30 protein-coding genes are annotated in these 21,375 nt (G+C 31.0%); all 30 read left to right on the top strand.

Going from position 1 to position 21,375, the window contains the following annotated elements; all coding sequences use genetic code 11:
- The first annotated feature begins 35 nt into the window (after positions 1-35).
- The 30 genes from rimP to Q0K54_RS06270 all read left to right on the top strand — a co-directional run bounded on the left by rimP (position 36) and on the right by Q0K54_RS06270 (position 21,369).
- Complete coding sequence (gene rimP / locus Q0K54_RS06415; protein ID WP_294579257.1) at positions 36-503, top strand: ribosome maturation factor RimP; 468 nt, start codon at positions 36-38, stop codon at positions 501-503.
- Positions 504-515: 12 nt separating this feature from the next.
- On the top strand, positions 516-1,841 hold the full coding sequence (nusA, locus tag Q0K54_RS06410) for a transcription termination factor NusA (RefSeq protein ID WP_294579256.1): 1,326 nt from the start codon (positions 516-518) through the stop codon (positions 1,839-1,841).
- Between the two features lie 11 nt (positions 1,842-1,852).
- The gene (gene rnpM / locus Q0K54_RS06405) at positions 1,853-2,107 is read left to right on the top strand and encodes an RNase P modulator RnpM (RefSeq protein ID WP_294579254.1); all 255 of its coding nucleotides are present in this window, start codon (positions 1,853-1,855) and stop codon (positions 2,105-2,107) included.
- Positions 2,097-2,399 carry a ribosomal L7Ae/L30e/S12e/Gadd45 family protein gene (locus tag Q0K54_RS06400; protein ID WP_294579251.1) on the top strand — a complete coding sequence of 101 codons (303 nt, stop codon included), beginning with the start codon at positions 2,097-2,099 and terminating at the stop codon, positions 2,397-2,399. The genes rnpM and Q0K54_RS06400 overlap by 11 nt, the downstream gene beginning before the upstream one ends.
- Before the next feature lie 4 nt (positions 2,400-2,403).
- On the top strand, positions 2,404-4,263 hold the full coding sequence (gene infB, locus Q0K54_RS06395; protein ID WP_294579249.1) for a translation initiation factor IF-2: 1,860 nt from the start codon (positions 2,404-2,406) through the stop codon (positions 4,261-4,263).
- A gap of 9 nt (positions 4,264-4,272) precedes the next feature.
- Positions 4,273-4,623 (top strand): 30S ribosome-binding factor RbfA, encoded by a 351-nt coding sequence (rbfA, locus tag Q0K54_RS06390; RefSeq protein WP_294579246.1) that lies wholly within the window; start codon positions 4,273-4,275, stop codon positions 4,621-4,623.
- Between the two features lie 111 nt (positions 4,624-4,734).
- The gene (gene nagA / locus Q0K54_RS06385) at positions 4,735-5,874 is read left to right on the top strand and encodes an N-acetylglucosamine-6-phosphate deacetylase (RefSeq protein WP_294579244.1); all 1,140 of its coding nucleotides are present in this window, start codon (positions 4,735-4,737) and stop codon (positions 5,872-5,874) included.
- A 1-nt stretch (position 5,875) separates the two neighbouring features.
- Positions 5,876-6,754, top strand: coding sequence for an aldose 1-epimerase family protein (locus tag Q0K54_RS06380; protein ID WP_294579242.1), 879 nt, complete (start codon positions 5,876-5,878; stop codon positions 6,752-6,754).
- Between the two features lie 38 nt (positions 6,755-6,792).
- The gene (locus tag Q0K54_RS06375; protein ID WP_294579241.1) at positions 6,793-6,966 is read left to right on the top strand and encodes a sporulation protein Cse60; all 174 of its coding nucleotides are present in this window, start codon (positions 6,793-6,795) and stop codon (positions 6,964-6,966) included.
- A 66-nt stretch (positions 6,967-7,032) separates the two neighbouring features.
- Positions 7,033-7,182, top strand: a complete 150-nt coding sequence (locus Q0K54_RS06370) for a DUF1540 domain-containing protein (RefSeq protein ID WP_294579239.1) — start codon at positions 7,033-7,035, stop codon at positions 7,180-7,182.
- A gap of 125 nt (positions 7,183-7,307) precedes the next feature.
- Entirely contained in the window at positions 7,308-7,817 is a 510-nt protein-coding gene (locus tag Q0K54_RS06365; RefSeq protein ID WP_294579238.1) for a hypothetical protein, read from the top strand.
- Positions 7,786-8,505: a pseudouridine synthase gene (locus tag Q0K54_RS06360; protein ID WP_294579235.1), complete on the top strand. Its 720-nt coding sequence runs from the start codon at positions 7,786-7,788 to the stop codon at positions 8,503-8,505. Before Q0K54_RS06365 ends, Q0K54_RS06360 begins: the two co-directional genes overlap by 32 nt.
- A 32-nt stretch (positions 8,506-8,537) precedes the next feature.
- Positions 8,538-9,191, top strand: coding sequence for a tRNA (guanosine(46)-N7)-methyltransferase TrmB (gene trmB, locus Q0K54_RS06355; protein WP_294579233.1), 654 nt, complete (start codon positions 8,538-8,540; stop codon positions 9,189-9,191).
- The gene (locus Q0K54_RS06350; RefSeq protein ID WP_294579231.1) at positions 9,184-9,504 is read left to right on the top strand and encodes a thioredoxin family protein; all 321 of its coding nucleotides are present in this window, start codon (positions 9,184-9,186) and stop codon (positions 9,502-9,504) included. The genes trmB and Q0K54_RS06350 overlap by 8 nt, the downstream gene beginning before the upstream one ends.
- Positions 9,505-9,515: 11 nt before the next feature.
- Positions 9,516-10,115, top strand: coding sequence for a YtpR family tRNA-binding protein (ytpR, locus tag Q0K54_RS06345; protein ID WP_294579228.1), 600 nt, complete (start codon positions 9,516-9,518; stop codon positions 10,113-10,115).
- Positions 10,116-10,133: 18 nt separating this feature from the next.
- On the top strand, positions 10,134-10,835 hold the full coding sequence (locus Q0K54_RS06340) for a hypothetical protein (RefSeq protein WP_294579226.1): 702 nt from the start codon (positions 10,134-10,136) through the stop codon (positions 10,833-10,835).
- A 262-nt stretch (positions 10,836-11,097) separates the two neighbouring features.
- Positions 11,098-11,433: a single-stranded DNA-binding protein gene (locus tag Q0K54_RS06335; RefSeq protein ID WP_294579224.1), complete on the top strand. Its 336-nt coding sequence runs from the start codon at positions 11,098-11,100 to the stop codon at positions 11,431-11,433.
- Between the two features lie 60 nt (positions 11,434-11,493).
- Positions 11,494-13,302, top strand: coding sequence for a translation elongation factor 4 (gene lepA, locus Q0K54_RS06330; protein WP_294579223.1), 1,809 nt, complete (start codon positions 11,494-11,496; stop codon positions 13,300-13,302).
- A 129-nt stretch (positions 13,303-13,431) separates the two neighbouring features.
- Positions 13,432-15,549 (top strand): penicillin-binding protein 2, encoded by a 2,118-nt coding sequence (locus Q0K54_RS06325; protein WP_294579221.1) that lies wholly within the window; start codon positions 13,432-13,434, stop codon positions 15,547-15,549.
- A 72-nt stretch (positions 15,550-15,621) separates the two neighbouring features.
- Positions 15,622-15,771 carry a 50S ribosomal protein L33 gene (gene rpmG, locus Q0K54_RS06320; RefSeq protein WP_087298491.1) on the top strand — a complete coding sequence of 50 codons (150 nt, stop codon included), beginning with the start codon at positions 15,622-15,624 and terminating at the stop codon, positions 15,769-15,771.
- Positions 15,772-15,808: 37 nt separating this feature from the next.
- Positions 15,809-16,423 (top strand): MBL fold metallo-hydrolase, encoded by a 615-nt coding sequence (locus Q0K54_RS06315; protein ID WP_294579219.1) that lies wholly within the window; start codon positions 15,809-15,811, stop codon positions 16,421-16,423.
- 73 nt (positions 16,424-16,496) lie between these two features.
- Positions 16,497-17,483 carry an ATPase, T2SS/T4P/T4SS family gene (locus tag Q0K54_RS06310; RefSeq protein WP_294579218.1) on the top strand — a complete coding sequence of 329 codons (987 nt, stop codon included), beginning with the start codon at positions 16,497-16,499 and terminating at the stop codon, positions 17,481-17,483.
- Entirely contained in the window at positions 17,476-18,477 is a 1,002-nt protein-coding gene (locus Q0K54_RS06305) for a hypothetical protein (RefSeq protein ID WP_294579216.1), read from the top strand. The genes Q0K54_RS06310 and Q0K54_RS06305 overlap by 8 nt, the downstream gene beginning before the upstream one ends.
- Before the next feature lie 12 nt (positions 18,478-18,489).
- Complete coding sequence (gene comGC / locus Q0K54_RS06300; RefSeq protein ID WP_294579214.1) at positions 18,490-18,798, top strand: competence type IV pilus major pilin ComGC; 309 nt, start codon at positions 18,490-18,492, stop codon at positions 18,796-18,798.
- Positions 18,788-19,195: a competence type IV pilus minor pilin ComGD gene (comGD, locus tag Q0K54_RS06295; protein ID WP_294579213.1), complete on the top strand. Its 408-nt coding sequence runs from the start codon at positions 18,788-18,790 to the stop codon at positions 19,193-19,195. Before comGC ends, comGD begins: the two co-directional genes overlap by 11 nt.
- On the top strand, positions 19,185-19,406 hold the full coding sequence (locus Q0K54_RS06290; protein WP_294579211.1) for a hypothetical protein: 222 nt from the start codon (positions 19,185-19,187) through the stop codon (positions 19,404-19,406). Before comGD ends, Q0K54_RS06290 begins: the two co-directional genes overlap by 11 nt.
- Complete coding sequence (locus tag Q0K54_RS06285; protein WP_294579209.1) at positions 19,358-19,837, top strand: prepilin-type N-terminal cleavage/methylation domain-containing protein; 480 nt, start codon at positions 19,358-19,360, stop codon at positions 19,835-19,837. The genes Q0K54_RS06290 and Q0K54_RS06285 overlap by 49 nt, the downstream gene beginning before the upstream one ends.
- On the top strand, positions 19,812-20,189 hold the full coding sequence (locus tag Q0K54_RS06280) for a hypothetical protein (RefSeq protein WP_294579207.1): 378 nt from the start codon (positions 19,812-19,814) through the stop codon (positions 20,187-20,189). The genes Q0K54_RS06285 and Q0K54_RS06280 overlap by 26 nt, the downstream gene beginning before the upstream one ends.
- Before the next feature lie 76 nt (positions 20,190-20,265).
- Positions 20,266-20,823 carry an elongation factor P gene (gene efp, locus Q0K54_RS06275; protein ID WP_294579205.1) on the top strand — a complete coding sequence of 186 codons (558 nt, stop codon included), beginning with the start codon at positions 20,266-20,268 and terminating at the stop codon, positions 20,821-20,823.
- A gap of 75 nt (positions 20,824-20,898) precedes the next feature.
- A complete protein-coding gene (locus Q0K54_RS06270; RefSeq protein ID WP_294579202.1) occupies positions 20,899-21,369 on the top strand; it encodes a SpoIIIAH-like family protein in 471 nt (156 codons plus the stop codon).
- Positions 21,370-21,375 lie beyond the last annotated feature (6 nt).

Genomic DNA, 21,375 nt, shown 5'->3' with positions numbered 1-21,375 from the left:
GAACCCACTCTTTATTATTGAATTGAGGTGAGATGATGGAACTTTTACAAAACATTAAAACGATTATTCAACCACTTTTAGTTGAACATGATGTCTATTTAGATGATATCGAATATGTAAATGAAAACGGTGAATGGTATTTAAGAATTTTTGTTGAAAAGAATGTTGGTTCACTTGATATGGACACGTGTGTTGCTGTTAGTGAAGCCATTAGTCAAAAATTAGATGAAGTTGATCCAATTCAAGGTGAATATTATTTAGAAGTTTCTTCACCGGGGATTGAAAAACCATTAAAAACTTTTGAACAGGTGCAAAATTCAATTGGTAAATATGTTTATGCTAAGTTTTATGATCCTAAAGCTGGAATGGATGAAGTTGAAGGATTTATTAAAGGAATTGAAGATAAAACGATTGAATTTGAATATTTAGTTAAGAATATTAAAAAGACGGTTAAAATTGACTATGATAATGTCAAATTTATAAGATTAGCGGTAAAATTTTAGGAGGAAGAAAAAGTGGCTTCAAGTACGAATAAGAATTTTTTGAATGCTTTAAATTTATTAATTGAAGAAAAAGGAATTGAAAAAGACGTTTTCTTAGATATGTTAAAAGAATCAATTGCCAAAGCATATAAAAAGAACTATTTAAGTTCTGACGCTAATGTGCGTGTTGAAATTAATGAAAAAACTGGTAAATTTAGATTATTTGAATTAAGAACTGTTGTTGATGATCTTCAAGATGAAGATATTGAATTGTCATTGGAAGAAGCACAAGCAATTAACCCTAAATATCAAATTGGTGATGTAGTAGAAACTGAAGCTGATGTGGAACATATCGGTCGTTTAGCTGCTATTCAAACTAAACAGTTATTCAGACAGAAAATTCGTGAAACTGAAAAAGAAACATTATATAATGAATTTGCTGATAAAAAAGATGATATCATTACAGGAATCGTTGATCGAGTTGAACCTAATTTTGCCATTATCAACATTGGTAAAACTGGCGCTTTTTTAGCTGGAAATAAACAGATTCCAGGGGAAAAATTAGTTGAAGGACAACATTTAAAAGTTTATGTTAGTGATGTTGATCGTGGAACTAAGGGAACACAAATTGTTGTTAGTAGAACAGAACCAAACTTTGTTAAAAGATTATTTGAATTAGAAGTACCTGAAGTTTATGATGGAACCGTTGAAATTAAAGCTGTTTCCAGAGAACCAGGGGAAAGAAGCAAGATGGCGGTTTATACAAGTAATGAAAATGTTGATCCTATTGGCTCATGTGTTGGACCTAAAGGAAGCCGGGTAAAAAATGTAGTTGATGAATTAAATGGTGAGATGATTGATATTATTTTATGGAACAGTGATCCAGTAGTCTTTATCTCTAATGCCTTAAGTCCTTCAGAAGTAAAACATGTATCAATTGATGAAGAAAAACATAGTGCTTTAGTTATTGTTCCAGATGATCAATTATCATTAGCTATTGGTAAACGTGGCCAAAATGCTCGTCTTGCAGTTAGATTAACAGGTTGGAAAATCGACATCAAATCTTATAGTGAAGCGTTAGAATTAGGATTAATTGATACTACACCAGTAGTTGAAGAAGAACCTTCACCGGTTGATGATGACTTCCAGCAAGAATTTGCTCAAGAGATGCTTGAGGAAACTAATGATGAAAGTGAAGAAAATGTTACAAGTAGTCAAGAAGACTCTGAAGAAATTGAAGAAATCGACGATGGTTTCTACGATAATTATGATGATTTCGATGATTACGATGATGAATATAATAAATACGAAGAAGAAATCGACTATGATCAATATGATGAGTACTATGATGATAAATAAGGAGGGATAATATGCGAAAAATTCCATTAAGAAAATGTTTAGCAACCGGAGAACAGCTGCCCAAACAACAATTGATTCGAATTGTTCGTAACAAAGAAGGAGAAGTCTTTGTAGATCCTACTGGTAAAATGAATGGTCGTGGTGCTTATTTAAAACGAAGTCATGAAGCTTTCGAAAAAGCCAAACAGAAAAAATTACTTGAACGAGCTCTGCAAGTAAAGATCCCTGATGAGATTTTTGAAGAATTAGAGAAATATGCTAACTAACGATTTTTATAATTGTTTAGGTTTGGCATCTCGAGCTCGAAAGGTTACAACTGGTGAAACATTATTACAGAAAATTCGTAGTAATAAAGTTTATTTAGTTATTATTGCTAGTGATGCTAGTGATAATACTAAAAAGAAATTATCAGATAAATGTACCAGTTATAATATCGATTATCATATTGCCGGTGATATAGAACATTTATCTAGAGCTATTGGCAAGCATAATCGTGTTGCAGTCGGTATTTTGGATACTGGCTTTGCAAAATTATTAAAACAAAAGATAGGAGGGTGAATGTATGGCAAAACACAACAAACAAAATAAAAACAGAAATAAAAAAGGAGCCGGAAAAAAGAAACAATTAAAGTCTAATTTTCCAACAAAAAAAGAAGAAACAGCTGTTAAAGATGGCGTTATTGTCTACGAAGAAGGGATTACAGTTGGTCAATTAGCTGAAAAAATTGGTCAAACACCTGCGAATGTTATTAAAGTTTTATTTTTACTTGGAATGATGGTTACGATTAACTCTTCTTTAACTGATGAACAAGTGGAATTGATCTGTCTTGAATATGGTTTTGATGCTGAAAAACATGTTGAAGTCAGTGAAGTTAATTTTGAGGATTTAGAAGTTCAAGACGATGAAAAGGATCTAGTTCCTCGTTGTCCAGTAGTTACTATTATGGGACATGTCGATCATGGTAAAACTACATTGCTAGATACAATTCGTAAATCAGCAATTGTTGAAGGTGAATTTGGTGGTATTACTCAGCATATTGGAGCTTATCAGGTTGATGTTAATGGTAAAAAAGTCACATTCTTAGATACTCCAGGTCACGAAGCATTTACAGCGATGCGTGCTCGTGGTGCTCAAGTTACTGATATAGTAATTATTGTTGTGGCGGCAGATGATGGGGTAATGCCACAAACTAAAGAAGCAATCGATCATGCTAAAGCTGCCAACGTACCAATTGTAGTTGCTATCAATAAAATAGATAAAGAAGGCGCTGACCCTGAAAGAATTAAGGGTGAAATGGCTGAACAAGGGTTATTACCTGAAGAATGGGGTGGAGACACCGTTTATTGCGAAATTTCAGCTAAAAAAGGAATTGGAATTGAAGAATTGCTTGAAACATTAACAGTTGTAGCTGAATTGGCTGATTTAAAAGCTAATCCTAATCGTTTAGCTTACGGTAGTGTTGTTGAAGGTAAACTTGATAAAGGTCGAGGACCGGTTGCTACTTTATTAGTTTCTAATGGAACTTTAAGAACTGGTGATCCAATCGTTGTTGGTACTTGTTATGGACGAGTTCGTCAAATGCTTGATGATCGTGGAAAAGTTATTAAAGAAGCTTTGCCAGCTACACCAGTTGAAATTACTGGATTAAACGATGTACCTATCGCTGGTGATAAATTCATGGTATTTGAAAGTGAAAAACAAGCGCGTAGTATTGGTGAGGCTCGTTTAAAAGCTAAACAAGATAAAGAAAGAAGTACTGGAGCAGCTTTATCGCTAGATGATTTATTCTCACAAATTAAAGAAGGAGAAATTCTTGATTTAAATATTATTGTTAAAGCTGACGTTCAAGGTACCGCTGAAGCAGTAAAAGCATCTTTAGAAAAAATTTCAGTTGAAGGTGTTCGTGTTAATGTTATTCGTTCAACTGCCGGTGGAATCACTGAATCAGATGTATTATTAGCATCAGCATCAAATGCGATTATTTATGGTTTCAATGTTAGACCAAATGCTAAAGTAAGACAAAAAGCTGAAGAAGAAGGCGTTGAAATCAGACTTCATAATATTATTTATAAAATGGTAGAAGAAATTGAAACAGCAATGAAAGGAATGCTGGCTCCTGAAGTTGAAGAAGTAATTACCGGGCAAGCTGAAATTAGAGAGGTTATTAAAATTTCTAAGATTGGTAATATTGCCGGATGTTATGTAACTGATGGATATATTCCACGTAATTGTGGTGTTCGCTTGATTCGTGATGGTGTTGTTGTTTATGAGGGTAAATTAGCATCATTAAGACGTTTCCAAGATGATGTCAAAGAAGTTCAATCAGGTTTTGAATGTGGTTTAAGTATTGAAAATTACAATGATATCAAAGAAGGAGATATTGTTGAAGGGTATATCATGCAAGAAATTGAAAATAAGTAGGTGAAATAAATGGTTTTAAAAAAAGATAAAATGAATGCCATTATTCAACGTGAGTTATCGCAAATCCTGCAATTTGAAGTCAAAAATTCTAAGATAGGATTTTGTACTATTACTGCCGTTGAAACTACTAGAGATTTATCAATTGCTAAAGTTTACGTTACTTTTTTAGGTAAAGAGGATCGAAATGTTGAAAAACGAATGGAAGCTTTAGAACATTCAAAAGGATTTATTCGTTCTTTACTTGCAAAAAGACTGACAATCAGAAAGGTACCTGAATTACACTTTGTATTAGATACTTCTTTAGAATATGGTAATAAAATTGAAAAAATCATTAATGAATTGAATCATCAAGATAAATAGAATTACTAAGCAAAAACATTAAAACTGTTTTTGCTTTTTTTTGTAGTGATTATATTTGTTTCATCTTCTTTTATTTGTGCTATAATATTAAATATGTAGGAGGATTTAATAATGAAATACTGTATTTTAAATGGGAAAGTTATTTTAAAAGATGAAGTTATCGAAGCAAACGTTTATGTTCGAGATGACCGGATTTGTGAGATTTCATCTAGAAAACCACAAGATGAAACGATAATCGATGCTAAGGGACGTTATGTAGCACCAGGATTTATCGATGTTCATAGTCATGGACGTGGTGGTAGTGATACGATGTATCCAACATTTGATGATATCAATACTATTTCTAAAACATCATTAAAAACTGGAGTGACATCAATTCTTCCAACTACTATGACAATGTCTCAAGAAGATACTTATGCTGCAATCAAAAATGTTGCCATCAGCATGGATAAAACTGAAGGTAGCCGAATTCTTGGAGTTCATATGGAAGGACCATTCTTCAATAAAAAATATAAAGGAGCGCAGCCAGAAGAATTTATGATTGCTCCAACTGAAGAAAATTTTAAATCTCTAACGGGTGAATACGCTAATATTGTTAAGAAAATAAGTTTAGCTCCTGAAAGAGAAGGATCTGAAGCGTTAATTGAATACTTAGTTAAAGAAGGGATTGTTGTAAGTATTGGTCATACTGATGCTACTTATGATCAAGCTGTTGCTGGTATTAAAGCTGGAGCAACTTCTGGTACTCATACTTATAATGCTATGACCCCACTTACTCATCGAAGTCCTGGTGTTGTTGGTGCGATTATGGAACATGATCAAGTTTATGCTGAATTAATTTTAGATGGTATACATGTAAGTTATCCAGCTGCCAAGGTATTATTAAAAGCCAAAGGTGTAGATAAAGTAATGTTAATTACTGATTCAATTGAAGCTTCTGGTTTACCAGATGGACAATATAAATTAGGAAATCAACCTGTTTATGTTAAAGATAATGCCGCTCGCTTAAAAGATGGTACCTTGGCTGGTAGCATATTAGCATTAAATGTTGCAGTCAAGAATGCTTATCAACATTTGGGACTAACTATCAATGAAGCTGTTAATCTAGCAAGTTATAATCCAGCTAAAAATTTGAATTTAATCGATCTTGGAGAAATTGCAGTCAATAAAATTGCTGATATCATCATGTTTGATGAAGAAGTAAATGTTGATTTTGTTATGCTTGCTGGAAAAGTGAAAATCGGAGGGTAAAATGGTTGTTTTAAAAAATGATTATCTAGAAGTTACATTGGCTAGTAAAGGAGCCGAAATTATTAAAATAATTGGTCAAGAGGATCATATTAATTATATGTGGCGCCGTGACCCAATTCAATGGGCTAACAGTGCACCAATCTTGTTTCCAATTGTTGGTGCTTTAAAAAATAATGAATGTCGCATTGAAGGTAAAGTATATTCTATGACGCAACATGGTTTTTCACGTCATAATGAATATGATACTAATCAAATCAGTGATGAAGAAGTAGTTTTTACTTTAACTTCAAACGAAGAAATTGCTAAACAATATCCATATTTATTTAAACTTGAAGTTACTTATCGTCTAGAAAAAAATATTTTAGTCTGCAACTGTAAAGTTACTAATATCGATGATAAAACAATTTATTTCCAAATTGGTGGTCATCCTGCTTTTGCTTGTCCGTTTATGGAAAATGAGTCAAGCAATGATTATTATCTAGAATTTAGTGAAAATGAAACATTATCGCAAAAAGTAATTGATGTTGAAAAGAAGGGAATGTCACGAGTTACTTTACCATTTTTTGATAATGAACGAAGATTTTTTGTTCGTCAACGATTATTTGATAATGATGCAATTGTCTTTAAAGATTTTAAATCAGAATCAATTGCTTTAAGATCATTAAATCATAATAAATCAATTGTATTCCATATGAATAATTTTAATCATGTTGGTTTATGGGCTGCTAAACATGTGGGAGGTTTAATTGCCATTGAACCTTGGGTAGGACATAGTGATTATGTTGATTTTGATGGAGAATTTAAAGATAAAGAAGGTATTGTTGCTTTAAATCCAGCTGAAGAATTTGAATGTACATTTAAAGTAGAAATTAACCAATAATGACATATTTCATATCATGATTATTTTATAATCATGATATGAAAGTTAAAATAATCGAAAAAGATCATGAATTAGATTTAGAAGATGAGATTAATGACTTCATTGATGATAAACAGCCAATAATCTTATCAATGCATTATCAAGTAGCTATGACATTTTCTAGTGAATTAGAATATAGTTTTAGTTGCCTGATCGTTTATGAGGATAAATGATTTTCATTTATCCTTTTTTTGTATAATAATATAACTTTGGTTAAAACTATAAAGGGAGGTGATTTGATGGCTAGAGGCGTAAATTGCCAGGTTGACAGTTGCGTTTATAATGAAAATTGCAATTGTACAGCTAAAGAGATTGTCGTTTGCAATTGTCATTGTAATGAAGCAAAAGAAGTGCAAGAAACAGCTTGTAAGACGTTTAAATGTCGATAGGAACTTTATGTTCCTATTTTTTTATAAATGCTGGAAAGCTTTTTTAATGAACTAAAAAATGTGTTATAATAAGCTGGTAGTAATTAATCTACATTAATATTCCCTTAAAAGAATGTGAGGTTACTATGAAAAAATTTTTAATATTATTAATATGTGCTATCTGTTTATGTGGATGTAAACAAGAAGATAACAGTGTAGATGATAAATACTATCAACAATACCAGCAATATGAAGAAAAACTAAATGATAATGATACTTTTGAAACTGCTGTTTCTGATTTTTCAATTCGTTTAATTGTCAATCCTACTGATGATAATCAATATCGCTATGATGTTATTATTGACAGCCCTAATGTAAATATGTATTATTTACAGGCAATAGCCAAAGTTGAAGATGACGATAGTGAGAGTTTACCAACTTTAGGAGTATTGGAAGAAAATAATTATTCTTTGGTTCCTGGTGTAATTGATAAGGAAAACGGTATTTATAAAGGAATAAATTTATCAGGAATTACTACTAAAACAAAATTTAGTGTTTATGTCTATTTGACATATTATTCTTCCAAAGAAAGTAATCAAAAAATTGAAAGGTATATTAGTTTATATGGAAATGCGACTGGACAAGATGCTGGCTAAATATGGATTAGGTTCTCGTAAGCAAGTTAAAAATCTAATTCGTAAGGGTTTTATTACTGTTAATGGCCAGATTATTAAAAATGATGATTATAAAGTTAATTTAAATGAAGATGAAGTTGTTTGTGATGGTGAAGTGATTAACTATCAGCCCTATGTTTATTTAATGTTAAATAAACCTCAAGGGTATGTTTGTGCTACTAAAGATAATGTTCATCCGACAGTTTTAGATTTAATCTTTGGTTATGAAAATTATGAGTTATTTCCAGTGGGAAGATTAGATTTAGATACAGAAGGATTATTACTAATTACTAATGATGGAGATTTTGCTCATCGACTGATGGCTCCTAGTCGTCATCATAGTAAAATTTATCATGCTAGAGTAGATGGTATTATGGATGAAAATGATGTTCAATTATTTAAAAAGGGAATTGTTTTAGATAATGGCCATCATTGTCTGCCAGCTAATTTAAAAATTTTGCAGGCTGATCAAAATAGCTGTGAAGTGGAAATAGAGATTTTTGAAGGAAAATTTCATCAAGTGAAAAAGATGGTAGCCGCCTGCAATAAAGAAGTTGTTCATTTAAAAAGAGTTGCGATAAAAAATTTACAGTTGGATCGTTCTCTAGCTTTAGGAGATTTTAGGGAATTATCTCAAAATGAACTAGTCGACTTGATGAGTGATTTGTGATAGAATATTTTTATATGTAAAGGGGAGTTGTAATGCGTTTAAGAAATAATCCAAAAGCTTATGATATTTTAAAAGAAAATGATGATATAGTGGTATTGAATCCAAATGAATGTTACAATCAATGGAAAGCAGTATTCGGTAATGATCATCCAATCTATATTGAAATTGGAATGGGTAAAGGTGATTTTATTTATCAATCTGCTTGTCGTAATCCAGAGGTTAATTTTATTGGGATTGAAAAATTTCCAAGTGTTTTAGCAGCTGCGGTCAATAAAATCAATACGAATGATTTTAAACCTGAAAATATGAAATTAATTCATTTTGATGCTATTAATTTAGATGAAATCTTTGCCGAAAATGAAGTTAATCATATTTATTTGAATTTTAGTGATCCATGGCCTAAAAAACGCCATGAAAAACGGCGACTTACTTCAAAAAAATTTTTAGATGTGTATCGAAAAATCTTGGTTGCTGATGGTGAAATTGAATTTAAAACCGATAATCGCAGTTTGTTTGAATACTCGATTGTATCGATAAATCAATATCCACTTGATATATTAAGTGTTAATCTGGATTTGCATAATAGTCCTGAAAATGAAATGAATATTATGACTGAATATGAACAAAAATTTTCACAGAAAGGGCCAATTTATAAATTGGTAGCAAGGTATCGTAATAATGGATAAATTAATAGAAATTAAAACAATTGAAGAATTTGATAAAGTTAGAGTTGGTAAAACTATTATAATGTTTACTGCAGACTGGTGTCCTGATTGTATGTTTATTAAACCATATATGGGAGAAATAGTTGACAATAATCCTGAGTTTAAATTTTATGTAATTAATCGTGACAATATGCTTGATTTATGTAAGGATTTAGATATTTTAGGTATCCCTTCGTTTGTTGCCTATAATGATCATGAAGAAATTGGACGTTTTGTCAGCAAACTTAGAAAGACTAAAGAAGAAGTTCAAGCATTTATTGATAGTTTAAAATAAGAGGTGTAACGATGTTATTTCATGGATTTTATAATTTTGAGCAAGTAGGAGATATTTTATTAGCTCGTTTGGGGGAAGGCAAAACTTTCTCTTATGATAAAAAAGATGATTTAGTAGTTTTAAAAGATAAAAATGATAATGTTATTGGTTATAATTTATTAAATGCCAGTAAGTATTTAGGAACAATCAATGATGGCTTAGTGGCATTTAGCGATGAACAGGTTGATAAATTTAATCAAATACTAGATAAATATGATTTGTCACCAGTATCAGTTGATCGAACTCCAAAATTTATTGTGGGAAAAATTGTGGAAATTGAAGATCATCCTGATTCTGATCACTTACATATTTGTCAAGTTGATTTAAAAACTGAAACGAAACAAATTGTATGTGGGGCACCTAATGTTGCTTTAAATCAATTAGTTGTTGTAGCTGTTTCTGGAGCAATCATGCCAAGTGGTATGATTATTAAACCATCTAAATTAAGAAAAGTGCCCTCAGATGGTATGATTTGTTCTGCACGTGAATTAAATCTACCTAACGCACCTCAAAAAAGAGGAATCTTAGTTTTAGATGAAAATCAGTATCAAATTGGTGATTCATTTTTTTAACAGAAAGGGGTAATATCAATGTTTAGAGGTTTGTTTAAAAAACATGAAGAAGATGATGATATTTTTGAAGTAGATCCAGTAGTTGAACAAAGACGAAAAGAAAAGTTTAGTTCTCCTTTGATTTATGACGAAGAATTTCAAGAAAAAAAAGAAGAGAAGGAAAAAACTACCCCAAAATCTAAAACTAAAGAAACTTCCAAACCGGTCGAAAAGAAAGTTAATAATACTGAAAAGCCTAAAATTGTTTATCAGATGACCGAAGTCATTTCACCAATGAATGGTTTAACTAAAAATAATGTAGAAACCCAACCTGCTAAAACTCCAACAAAACGCCCAACACGGCGCAAAAAAACGGATGATTTAGTTCCGGTCATTAGTCCTTTTTTTGGTGATTATGAAGAAAAGAAACCGATTGATTCTCAAGCTTCTTTAACTAGTATTAATGAAGTAAACAGTGAAGATGATGAGGCAACACCTAAAGATTCAGTTACAAAAGTAGAGGAATCAGTTCCAACAGTTGAAGATAATTTACGTAATATTGCCAAAATCATTGAAGAAGAACAAGATCAATTAAAAATTATCGAAGAACGCACTGGTGAGTTTAAGTTAAATTTTGAATCTAGTGAAGAAGACAAAAAAGATTCATTGATTGATGAAATTGATGATAATATGTCTTTAGATGAATTGATGAGTTTATACGAAAAAAAATTTAAAGATTAATATGAGAAAAATGAAAACAACAGTACCTATCACAGACGATTACTGTTGTTTTTTTGTATTTAGGATTTTTAAATCAAATTTTTATTATAAATTATTATAGACTCAATCGGACTTAAATTACATATTTGGTCGTTATTTTGACAAATTTATTAATAAATCCATTAAATTTGAATGTAAACGTAATTTAAATATATTTTTTGACATTGTCGTTTCTTGAAAGAAAATGAAAAATATGATTATATTTTTTCTAAGGAGGGATGATATGCTAAATACAGTAGCGTTAGTTGGAAAGTTAGTAGAAATACCTATAATGCAAACAACGTTAAGTGGGGTTAAAGTTGCTAATGCGAAAATTGAAATCGAACAAGGTTTTAAAAATGGTTTAGGCGTTTTTGAAAGTGATTATATTATGGTGTCGTTATGGCGCGGAATTGCTGAAATGATTATTGATTCTGCCAAACCAGGAACGTTATTGGCAATTAAAGGACGTTTACATTCTAGAAATATTGAATGTAGCGATGCTAAAGCAATTACAACGATTGAAGTTATTGCTGAACGAGTATCTATTTTAGATAAATATTTCGTTAGTCCCGATTAATTATCGATTGTCTTTACTAATTTCTTTTGTTATAATTACTACACGAAAGTGGGTGATTAAATGACTATTGATCAAAGTAAAATTAGAAATTTTTCAATTATTGCTCATATTGATCATGGAAAAAGTACCCTTGCAGACCGAATTTTACAAATTACAGGTGCGGTAGCTGATCGTGATATGAAAGCTCAGTTATTAGACAGTATGGATTTGGAACGAGAACGAGGGATTACCATAAAATTAAATGCCGTTCAACTACATTATAAAGCTAAGGATGGTCAAACGTATTTATTACATTTAATTGATACTCCAGGTCATGTCGATTTTACTTATGAAGTATCACGTTCATTAGCTGCTTGTGAAGGAGCAGTGCTAGTTGTAGATGCTGTTCAAGGTGTTGAAGCACAGACATTGGCTAATGTTTATCTGGCTTTAGATAGTAACTTGGAAATCTTACCAGTTATTAACAAAATTGATTTACCTAGTGCTAATCCAGAACGAGTAATTAAAGAAATTGAAGATGTAATTGGTTTACCAGCGGATCATGCTCCGTTGATTTCAGCTAAAAGTGGTTTGAACGTTGAAGAAGTTTTAGAAAAAATTGTTAAAGAATTTCCAGCACCAAGTGGTAGTGTTGATAATCCTACCCAAGCATTGATATTTGATTCTTATTACGATAGTTATCGAGGAGTAATTGTATTTATTCGTATTAAAGAAGGAAAGATCAAAGTGGGTGATACGATTAAATTTATGGCGACTGGTGCCAGCTATGAAGTAACTGAAGTCGGTGTAAGAACGCCTAATGAAGTCAAAAAAGATGAATTGGTTACTGGTGAAGTTGGCTGGTTGGCGGCTTCAATTAAATCAATCAAGGATGTTCATGTTGGGGATACAATTACCACTTTGGAAAATGAAGCTACAGAACAATTACCTGGTTATCGTCCATTAAATCCAATGGTATATTGTGGTTTATATCCAATTGATAATGCTAAATATAAAGATTTACGAGAAGCTTTAGAAAAAATGCAATTAAGTGATTCATCACTAATGTTTGAACCAGAAACTTCTCAAGCTTTAGGTTTTGGATTTAGATGCGGTTTTTTAGGACTATTACATATGGACGTTATCCAAGAACGCCTGGAAAGAGAATTTAATCTTGATTTAATCGCTACGGCACCGTCAGTAATCTATCATTGTTATCTAACTGATAAATCAATGATTATTGTGGATAACCCGGCTAAAATGCCTGATCCACAAGTTATTGATCATATTGAAGAACCATATGTCAAAGCTTCTATTATGACTCCAAATGAATTTGTTGGAGCTATCATGGAACTTTGTCAGGCTAAACGTGGTGAATATCAGGATATTGAATACATTGATGAAACACGTCAAAATATTATTTACGAAATTCCTTTATCAGAAATTGTTTATGATTTCTTTGATAAATTAAAATCTAGCACTAAAGGCTATGCCTCTCTGGATTATGAAATTATTGGATATCGAACAAGTAAGTTACAGAAAATGGATATTTTGTTAAATGGCGAAGTTGTAGATGCTTTATCGACAATTGTTCATAAAGATTTTGCCTACCATCGTGGAAAAATTATTTGTGAAAAATTAAAAGAATTAATTCCACGTCAAATGTTTGAAGTTCCTGTTCAGGCAGCATTACAAGGAAAGGTTATCGCTCGTACTAATATTAAAGCCATGCGAAAAAATGTCTTGGCTAAATGTTATGGTGGCGATGTTTCACGAAAGAAGAAATTATTAGAGAAACAAAAAGAAGGTAAAAAACGAATGAAAGCAGTTGGTAATGTTGAAATACCGCAAGAAGCTTTCATGGCAATTTTATCAGTCGATGATGAATAAAAAACTGGTTTGACCAGTTTTTTATTTGGGTAAATTATGGTAGATTCTTATTTTTTATGTTAATTCAACGTTTTAATTTACTTAATAATTATTTTAGTCTATAATAATGACAAAAATGGAGGTATGAACATGGCGTTTAATTTTAGAAAAATACCAAAAGTTCGTTTCTATGGTGCTTTAGAGCAAGAACGAGATCAAAAAAATAAACAAGATAATGTTGTAAGTCGTCGTTTGATTGGTTTGTTATGTTTTGTTGTAGCAATTACATCAATCATGGCGTTTAGACTTGGATATATACAATTTGTTCAGGCAGATGAACTTAATGTTAAATTAGAACAGTACGGAACGACAAAATATACTACCGATGCTACTCGTGGTGAAATCGTTGATCGAAATTATACGAAATTAGTAGAAAATGTTAATGTCATAAGTGCTACGTATTATGCACCTAAAAAAATAAAGGATGCAGTCTTACAAGAATCAGCTCAATTTTTAGCTAATAATATCAATTTAGATGTTCATGATGATAAAGTTATCTCTGACCGAGCTAAAAAAGATTATTTCATTTTAATGCATAAAGATGTTGCGAATTCATTAATTACCGATGAAGAACAAGAAGCAATCAGTGGACAAGATAATGCTGAAAAAGTCATTTATAATATGAAAATCGAACGAATCACTGAAGATTTGATCAACCAGTATATGGATGATAATGAAATGAAATATGCGCATTTCTATTATTTGATGAAAAATTGTACTAGTGGTTCAACGGTCGTGGCTGAAGGACTGTCTGATGAAGAAGCTAGTATTATTGGAGAAAATTCTGATATTTTACCTGGTATAACTATTACTTCTGACTGGTCACGCCAAAAAGTGTATGACACTTCCTTTTCACAGGTCTTAGGTAATGTAACAACGAAACAACAGGGGTTACCAGCCGAACTTAGAGATCAGCTATTAGCGCTTGGCTATCAAAACAATTCACGAGTTGGAACTTCGGGACTAGAAAGTCAATATGAAGATATTTTAAGAGGAAGTGACAGCAGCTATACCCTTGATTATGACAGTGATGGAAATCCAATTGTGGTTTCAACTGAAACGGGAATTGCAGGTGAAAATATCCGTCTTTCAATTGACTGGGAACTGCAGCAATATGCTGATTCAGTTATTGAAAATGAATTGAAAGCTATGAATTCCAGCAACCGGTTCTTTAATAAAGTATTTTTAATGTTGATGGATCCTAAAACTGGAGAAATTATTGTTATGTCCGGAAAAACTATTAATAAAGAAACTGGTGAAGTTTCTGATTATGCTGCTGGAAATTATCTGGATGCAAATTTGATAGGGTCAACTATTAAGGGTGGTTCTTTATATGTTGGTTTTAAACATAATTTGATTACTGAAAATACTTATTTTGTCGATGAACCGATTAAATTGAAAAATACTGCTGAAAAAAAATCATGGAAAAGTTTTGGAACTATAAATGAAGTGGATGCAATTGCCTATTCATCAAACGTTTATATGTTTAGAATTGCGATGCTTTTAGGTGGTGCTGAATATATTTATGATGGCCCTTTGAGCATTGATTACACCGCTTTTGATACTTTAAAACAAGATTACGGTGAATTAGGTTTAGGAGTGAAGACAGGACTGGATGTGCCAAATGAAAGTACTGGATATGAAGGTTCAGTTGGTCAAAGAACCAGTGGTCTTTTATTGGATGCTATGATTGGTCAATATCAATCTTATACAATGGTCCAATTAGCTCAATATACTTGTACCTTAGCTAATGGAGGTAAACGAGTACAGCCACATCTATTATTAGATTCTTATACTACTGATGATGAAGGAAATGTTTATACTAAATATTCTAAAAACACAGAAGTTTTAGATGATGTTAGTGAGCAAACAACAGCGTTTTCTCGAGTTAAAGAAGGAATGCGGGCCTGTGTAACAAGAAATGAAGGAACATGTCATTCTTACTGGAGTAGTAAATCATATACTACATATGCTAAAACAGGTACTGCCGAAATCTATACTGATGAAAATGGTAAAACCATCGAAACTGATTATCCTAACCATTTACAAATTGGGTATATCGCTGCTGATGAATCATCAGAACCAGTATTAGCTTTTGCCTGCTTATGTTATCGTCAAACAGTTTCATCAAATGGTGGATCAAGTTCAGCACCAATGATTTCTAGTCAAGTTGTTGATGCTTATGTACAAAAGTATGGTTTAAATTAAAAAAGTTCTAGTAATTATTCAAAGACTATGATATTATATAAGTCGAAAAGTTTGCAAATGGAGGTGTAAATAATGAGAGAAAATATTATTTATAGATGTACTGAATGTGGTGAAGAAAACTATATCAACACAAAAAATAAAAGAAATCATCCTGAAAGAATGGAAATTAACAAATATTGTCCTAGATGTAACAAAAAAACTGTTCATAAGGAAAAGAAATAAGCCCTTGGGCTTTTTTTCTTTATTGGAGGGATTTTAAATGGAAGTGAAACATTTTGTCTTAGGGAATATGCAGACTAATTGTTATTTAATTATTAATGATACTGACTGTATAATTGTTGATCCTGGTGCCCAAGGAAAAAAGTTACATAGATTTTTAACGGAACATGAATTAAGTTTACAGGCGATATTGTTGACCCATGGACATTTTGATCATGTTGGTGCGGTGGATTATTTATATGAAAAATATCATTGTCCTATTTATATCAATCAAGAAGATATAGCAATGTTAAAAAATCCGCGTTTGAATCTATCTACTTTTGAAGAACCTTTTATAGTCAATGCTCCGGTTTTAGCAGCTGAAGAAACCATGAAAATTGCTGGAATTCAGATGCAATGGTTGCATTTGCCGGGTCATTGTCCCGGAGCTTCAATGATATATCTAGTAAATGATGGGATCATTTTTTCTGGGGACGTTTTGTTTAAAGGTTCTATTGGTCGTTTTGATTTTCCAAATTCTTCTAAATATGATACTCTTAAATCAATTGAAAAAATTAAAGCTTTGGATTTTGATGCCATTGTTTATCCTGGACATGGTCCTAGTACTACATTAAAAGAAGAACGGGTGCTTAATCCATATTTACAAAAATCGTAATTTTTTACGATTTTTTTTATTTTTAAAGAGATTTTAAAATTGGTGGTGTAAAAGAATAATAGGAGGTATTTTTATGGATGAACTATTTGAAAAAATGTTATATCATGCAATTGAATCTCATGCTAGCGATATTCATTTATTGTTAAAAGATAAGTGTATTATCTCCTTTCGTCAGCGCGGTGATTTAATTTTTTATAATTCTCTAGAATATCAAACTGGTTCGAAGTTTTTTAATTACATTCGTTTTATTTCTAATATTGATATCAATTTTCGATTAAAGCCACAAACCGGGCATTTAGACTATGCGGTCACGAATAAAATCTATTATTTACGTATTTCTAGTTTACCAGGCAAAGAATTAGACAGTTTAGTAATTAGAATTCTAAATAATCATCACCAGATTACTTTAGAAAAACTAACCGTATTTTCAGATACATTAAATTTTTTAAATCATATTACTAATTTAAAATCGGGATTATTTATTGTTAGTGGAGCAACTGGTTCTGGTAAATCGACAACTCTATATACCTTGTTAGATACGATCAATCAACGTTATAAAAAAAATATCGTGACTTTAGAAGACCCGATTGAAATCAATAAGGATTACTGTCTTCAGCTACAAATCAATGAGAAACTAGGAATCACTTACCAAAATTCTTTAAAACAAATTTTAAGACATGATCCGGATGTTATCATGATTGGGGAAATTCGTGATAAAAAAACAGCTAAACTAGCTATTACTTGTGCGTTGACTGGTCATCTGGTCTTAACGACGATTCATTCTAGTGATTGTTTGATTACGATTAGAAGACTACTTAATCTAGGTGTAATCAAGATTGATTTAGAAGATGTCTTAGTTGGTGTATTAGCTCAAAAGATGCTCTATGATAAAAAAAACCACACACCATTAATTCTCCCAGAATTTTTAAATCGTAAAAATATTTTAAAATATTTCAATAATGAAGCAATGGAATATCGAACATTTAAACAAAATGCCCTCTATTTATTAGAGCACGATTATATCGATTATATACAAATTGCAGGTACTATTAATGAATGATGATTATCGCTTGTTAGAAAACATTGCTTCTTTTTTAAAACAAGGCTACTTAATCGAAGATATTTTATCACTCTGCCAGGTAATCGATAAAAATGCTAAAATCGATTTAATTCATCAATTTCTTAAGCAAGGGATGTCTTTAGATGAAGCCATTATTCAATCGGGGTTTAATCGTACATTTATTGAATATTTTAAATTTTTTCGACTTGAAGATAATCTTGCAGATGCGATTATTAAAAGTTTAAGTATCGTTAGTAAAATTAATATTACTGCTAATAAGATAAAAAAACAATTAACTTATCCAATCGTGTTGATTGCTTTTTTGGTTGGTTTTTCATTGTTTATTGTTTATGGATTATTACCTTCGGTAAATCAATTATTTATCGAATTTGATATCAGTTTAGGTTTGGTAACTAGATTAATTTTTTGGAGTTTTAAAATTATTCCGATCATAATTATATTATTAATTTTACTTTTTAGTACTGCAGTAATAATTACTATTTATGCGATAAAAAGACAATATTTTAAACTTTTAGATTTGCTGGTAAGTTATTGTTTTTTGATCAAAATTATAATTCAAAAATACTACTCGATTAAATTTGCCTTATACTATAATGAATTATTGATCAATGGCTACGATTTTTCAAACATTATTACTACCTTATATCAAAAAATAGACGATAGTGATATTAAAATGCTGGTATATGAAATCTATTTGCAAGTTTTAAAAGGACAGGATTTAGTAATGATTATTAGTGAGTTTGTCTACTTTGAACCTCTTTTTGTTTCTTTTTTTAAGTTATTGATTCATGATACTCGCCAAGATAAATCATTAAATAATTATCTTGAGCTATCACTGGAAACTTTAAATTTTCAGTTGAAAAGAATTATGAAATATGTGGTTGTATTTGTATATTGTTTTACAGCTTTGTTTGTAATTATTGTTTATATTTCAATTATTATACCAATGATGAATGTAGTTGGTAGCTTATAGGAGGAAAGGGTAATGGAAAAAAAGAAAAATGGTTTTACTTTAATTGAAATGATTTTTTGTATTTCAGTTATCTTAGTAATTTTATTGTTAGTGATTCCCAATGTGACCAGTAAAAATCGGGTAGTTAAGGAGAAAAGCTGTGACGCGCAAATCGAAGTAGTCAATAGTCAGATCGTTCTATATGAAATCGAGCATGGAGAACTGCCAAATAGCATTTCTGATTTAACTTCAGGTGATCATCCATATTTAACTCAAAAACAGGCTACTTGTCCTAGTGGATTGTCTATTTATATCAGTGATGGTCAAGCATATGCCAGGTAAAAATGGTTTCACAATGGTAGAAATGCTATTAGTTTTAAGTATTATTATTGTTTTAAGTGCGATTACTAGCAGTTATGTAGTTGTTAATCGACCAAAAATTTCTTTGAATCAGCAGTGTTTAGTAATTGTATCTTTATTAGAAGAGGCTAAAACCCAGGCAATATTAAATCATTGTCAGGTTGATATCGAAATTACTCATCAAATGATTAATTACCAGTATCGTGATCAAAGTCGTAGTGTTAGTTTAGATGCCAGTTATTATTTTGAATCATCTGATAATTTCCATTTTAATCGAAATGGTAATATCAATTTGGGTGGAACATTAAAAATAAGTGATGGGAATAACTCCAGTCAAATAGTTTTAAATGTCGGAAGTGGGGCTTTTTATGTTAGATAGAAAAGGAACAACCTTAATCGAAACTTTACTAGCATTTAGCGTATTTGTAAGTTGTGTGATAGTGCTTTTAAGCTGTTATACTACTGCTTTAAAGCATTATAATGCCAGTTGTGCTGACTATAAGCATTATCTAGAAATTCAAAAAGAAAAGGAGTTGAGTTTATGGCAGACAAGCGATTTAGTTGGAGCAATAAAAGAGGTTTTACCTTAGTGGAAGTATTGTTTTCTTTGACAATTACCTTACTTATTCTTTTTAATCTGGTTCCAATTTTAAAAGTTATTGCGGTTAAAGATGATCTAAAAGTTACGATGAGCAATTATTCTTTAGGGGCCAATCAACTTTCAAAAATTCTATATACGGCTAAAGATATTGAAGTCAACGATTGTTTAACTTATAAAGATCAAGAAGATAAAACATTTACTATTTCTTTACATAATCATCGTCTGGTAAAAGAGCCAGGATTTGATATTTTAATTCATAATGTCAATGATTTAAGCTTTTACCAAATTGACAAAAAAATTTATATGGATATTGAAGATGACAGTAATACTTACACTTATCTAATTGGCTATGATTATCAAATCGAAGTAGTTGATGAAAGTGAAGAATTAGAAAATGAAATGGTTCCAGTTAACCCATAAAGGTTCAATCTTACAGGTTGTTTTAATAGTCTTATTGATTACTATATTGAATATTGGTGTATTTTTTACTAATGTAATGGAAAATAGTCGTGGAATTGTCAGAATCAAAGAACTTGATGAAAATCGTTTAGTTGAATTATCAATTATTTATTATTTTAAAGAAACTATAGCTGATAGTATTTTATTTAGTGATGAGGTTACGATAGAAGATTATCGGATTTACTATACAGTCGATGATATGGGCGATTATTATTATATCGTTACTGATGTCACCAAGAAGACAAATAAATTTTCTTTTGAAATAGAGATAGAGTTAGATAGTTTGATTATCCGTCACTTTGAGTATCAATAACTGTAAAATTTTCTTCACAATATCTCTTATTTTTGATATACTTACTTAGTAAATTACATGTAAGGAGAGATTTTTAATGATAAGTGTAGGAGATTTAAAACCTGGAGTTACATTTGAATACGATGGTAATCTGTATGTTGTTTTAGATTATTCTCATAATAAAACTGCTAGAGCAGCTGCCAATATTAGAGTAAAAATGAAAAATTTACGAACAGGAGCAACTACAGAAATTACTTTTGGTGGTAATGATAAAGTAAAAAGAGCTCATGTTGATAAAAGTAAAATGCAATATTTGTATAATACTGGAGAAGCTTTAGTATTTATGGATAATGAAACTTACGAACAAATTGAAATTCCTGCAGAAAATTTAAAATGGGAAATCAATTTCTTAAAAGAAAGTGATGAAGTAGAAGTTACTAGTTATGAAGGTGAAGTACTAGGTGTAGCTTTACCAATTAATGTCCCATTTAAAGTTATTGAAACGGAACCGGCAGTTAGAGGAGACACTGCAACTGGAGCAACCAAGAATGCTACAATTGAAACAGGTTTCCAAATTAAAGTACCTTTATTTATTTCTGAAGGTGAAGAAGTTATCGTCAACACTGTTGATGGAAAATATCAAGGTAGAGCTTAACACTAGTTTATTTAACTAGTGTTTTTTCATATTTTTTTAACTGATGCATATAGTTAAGTAGTGAGGAGAAAGAATATGAATAGACAAGCTATTACTTTTTTAACTTTATTTAGTTTAATTTTAGTCCTTTCCATTTATTATGTTCTTTTACCACCAGAATCATCTGATGATCAAGTATCTGTCACTAATGATGCTTTGAGTGAAATTGAAACTATGCAAGCAAATCTTGACCAGCAGCGTGCTGATTTAATTAGTGAAAATAATGCTATTATTGCTTCAAGTCAAAGTAGCAGTGATGAAATTGCCAGTGCTCTAGCTTCTATAAATGAAGCTAAAGAAACAGCAGCGTTAGAAAAAGAAATAACTCAGGCAATCAATGATGCTGGCTTTAAAAATGCTTTTGTTGAAGTGAGTGAGCAAACTATTAAAGTAGTAGTCGATAAAAAAGATGCTTCAAGTACTGATGCTGATAATATTATTAAAGCAGTAATGGAAAAAACGGAGAATAAGTATCAAGTTGAAGTTAAGTTTATTAGTGACACTTGAATTTTA

The sequence above is a fragment of the uncultured Thomasclavelia sp. genome (genome assembly GCF_944324745.1).
GTDB lineage: Bacteria > Bacillota_I > Bacilli_A > Erysipelotrichales > Coprobacillaceae > Thomasclavelia.
This window is presented reverse-complemented; position numbering and strand designations above follow the sequence as displayed.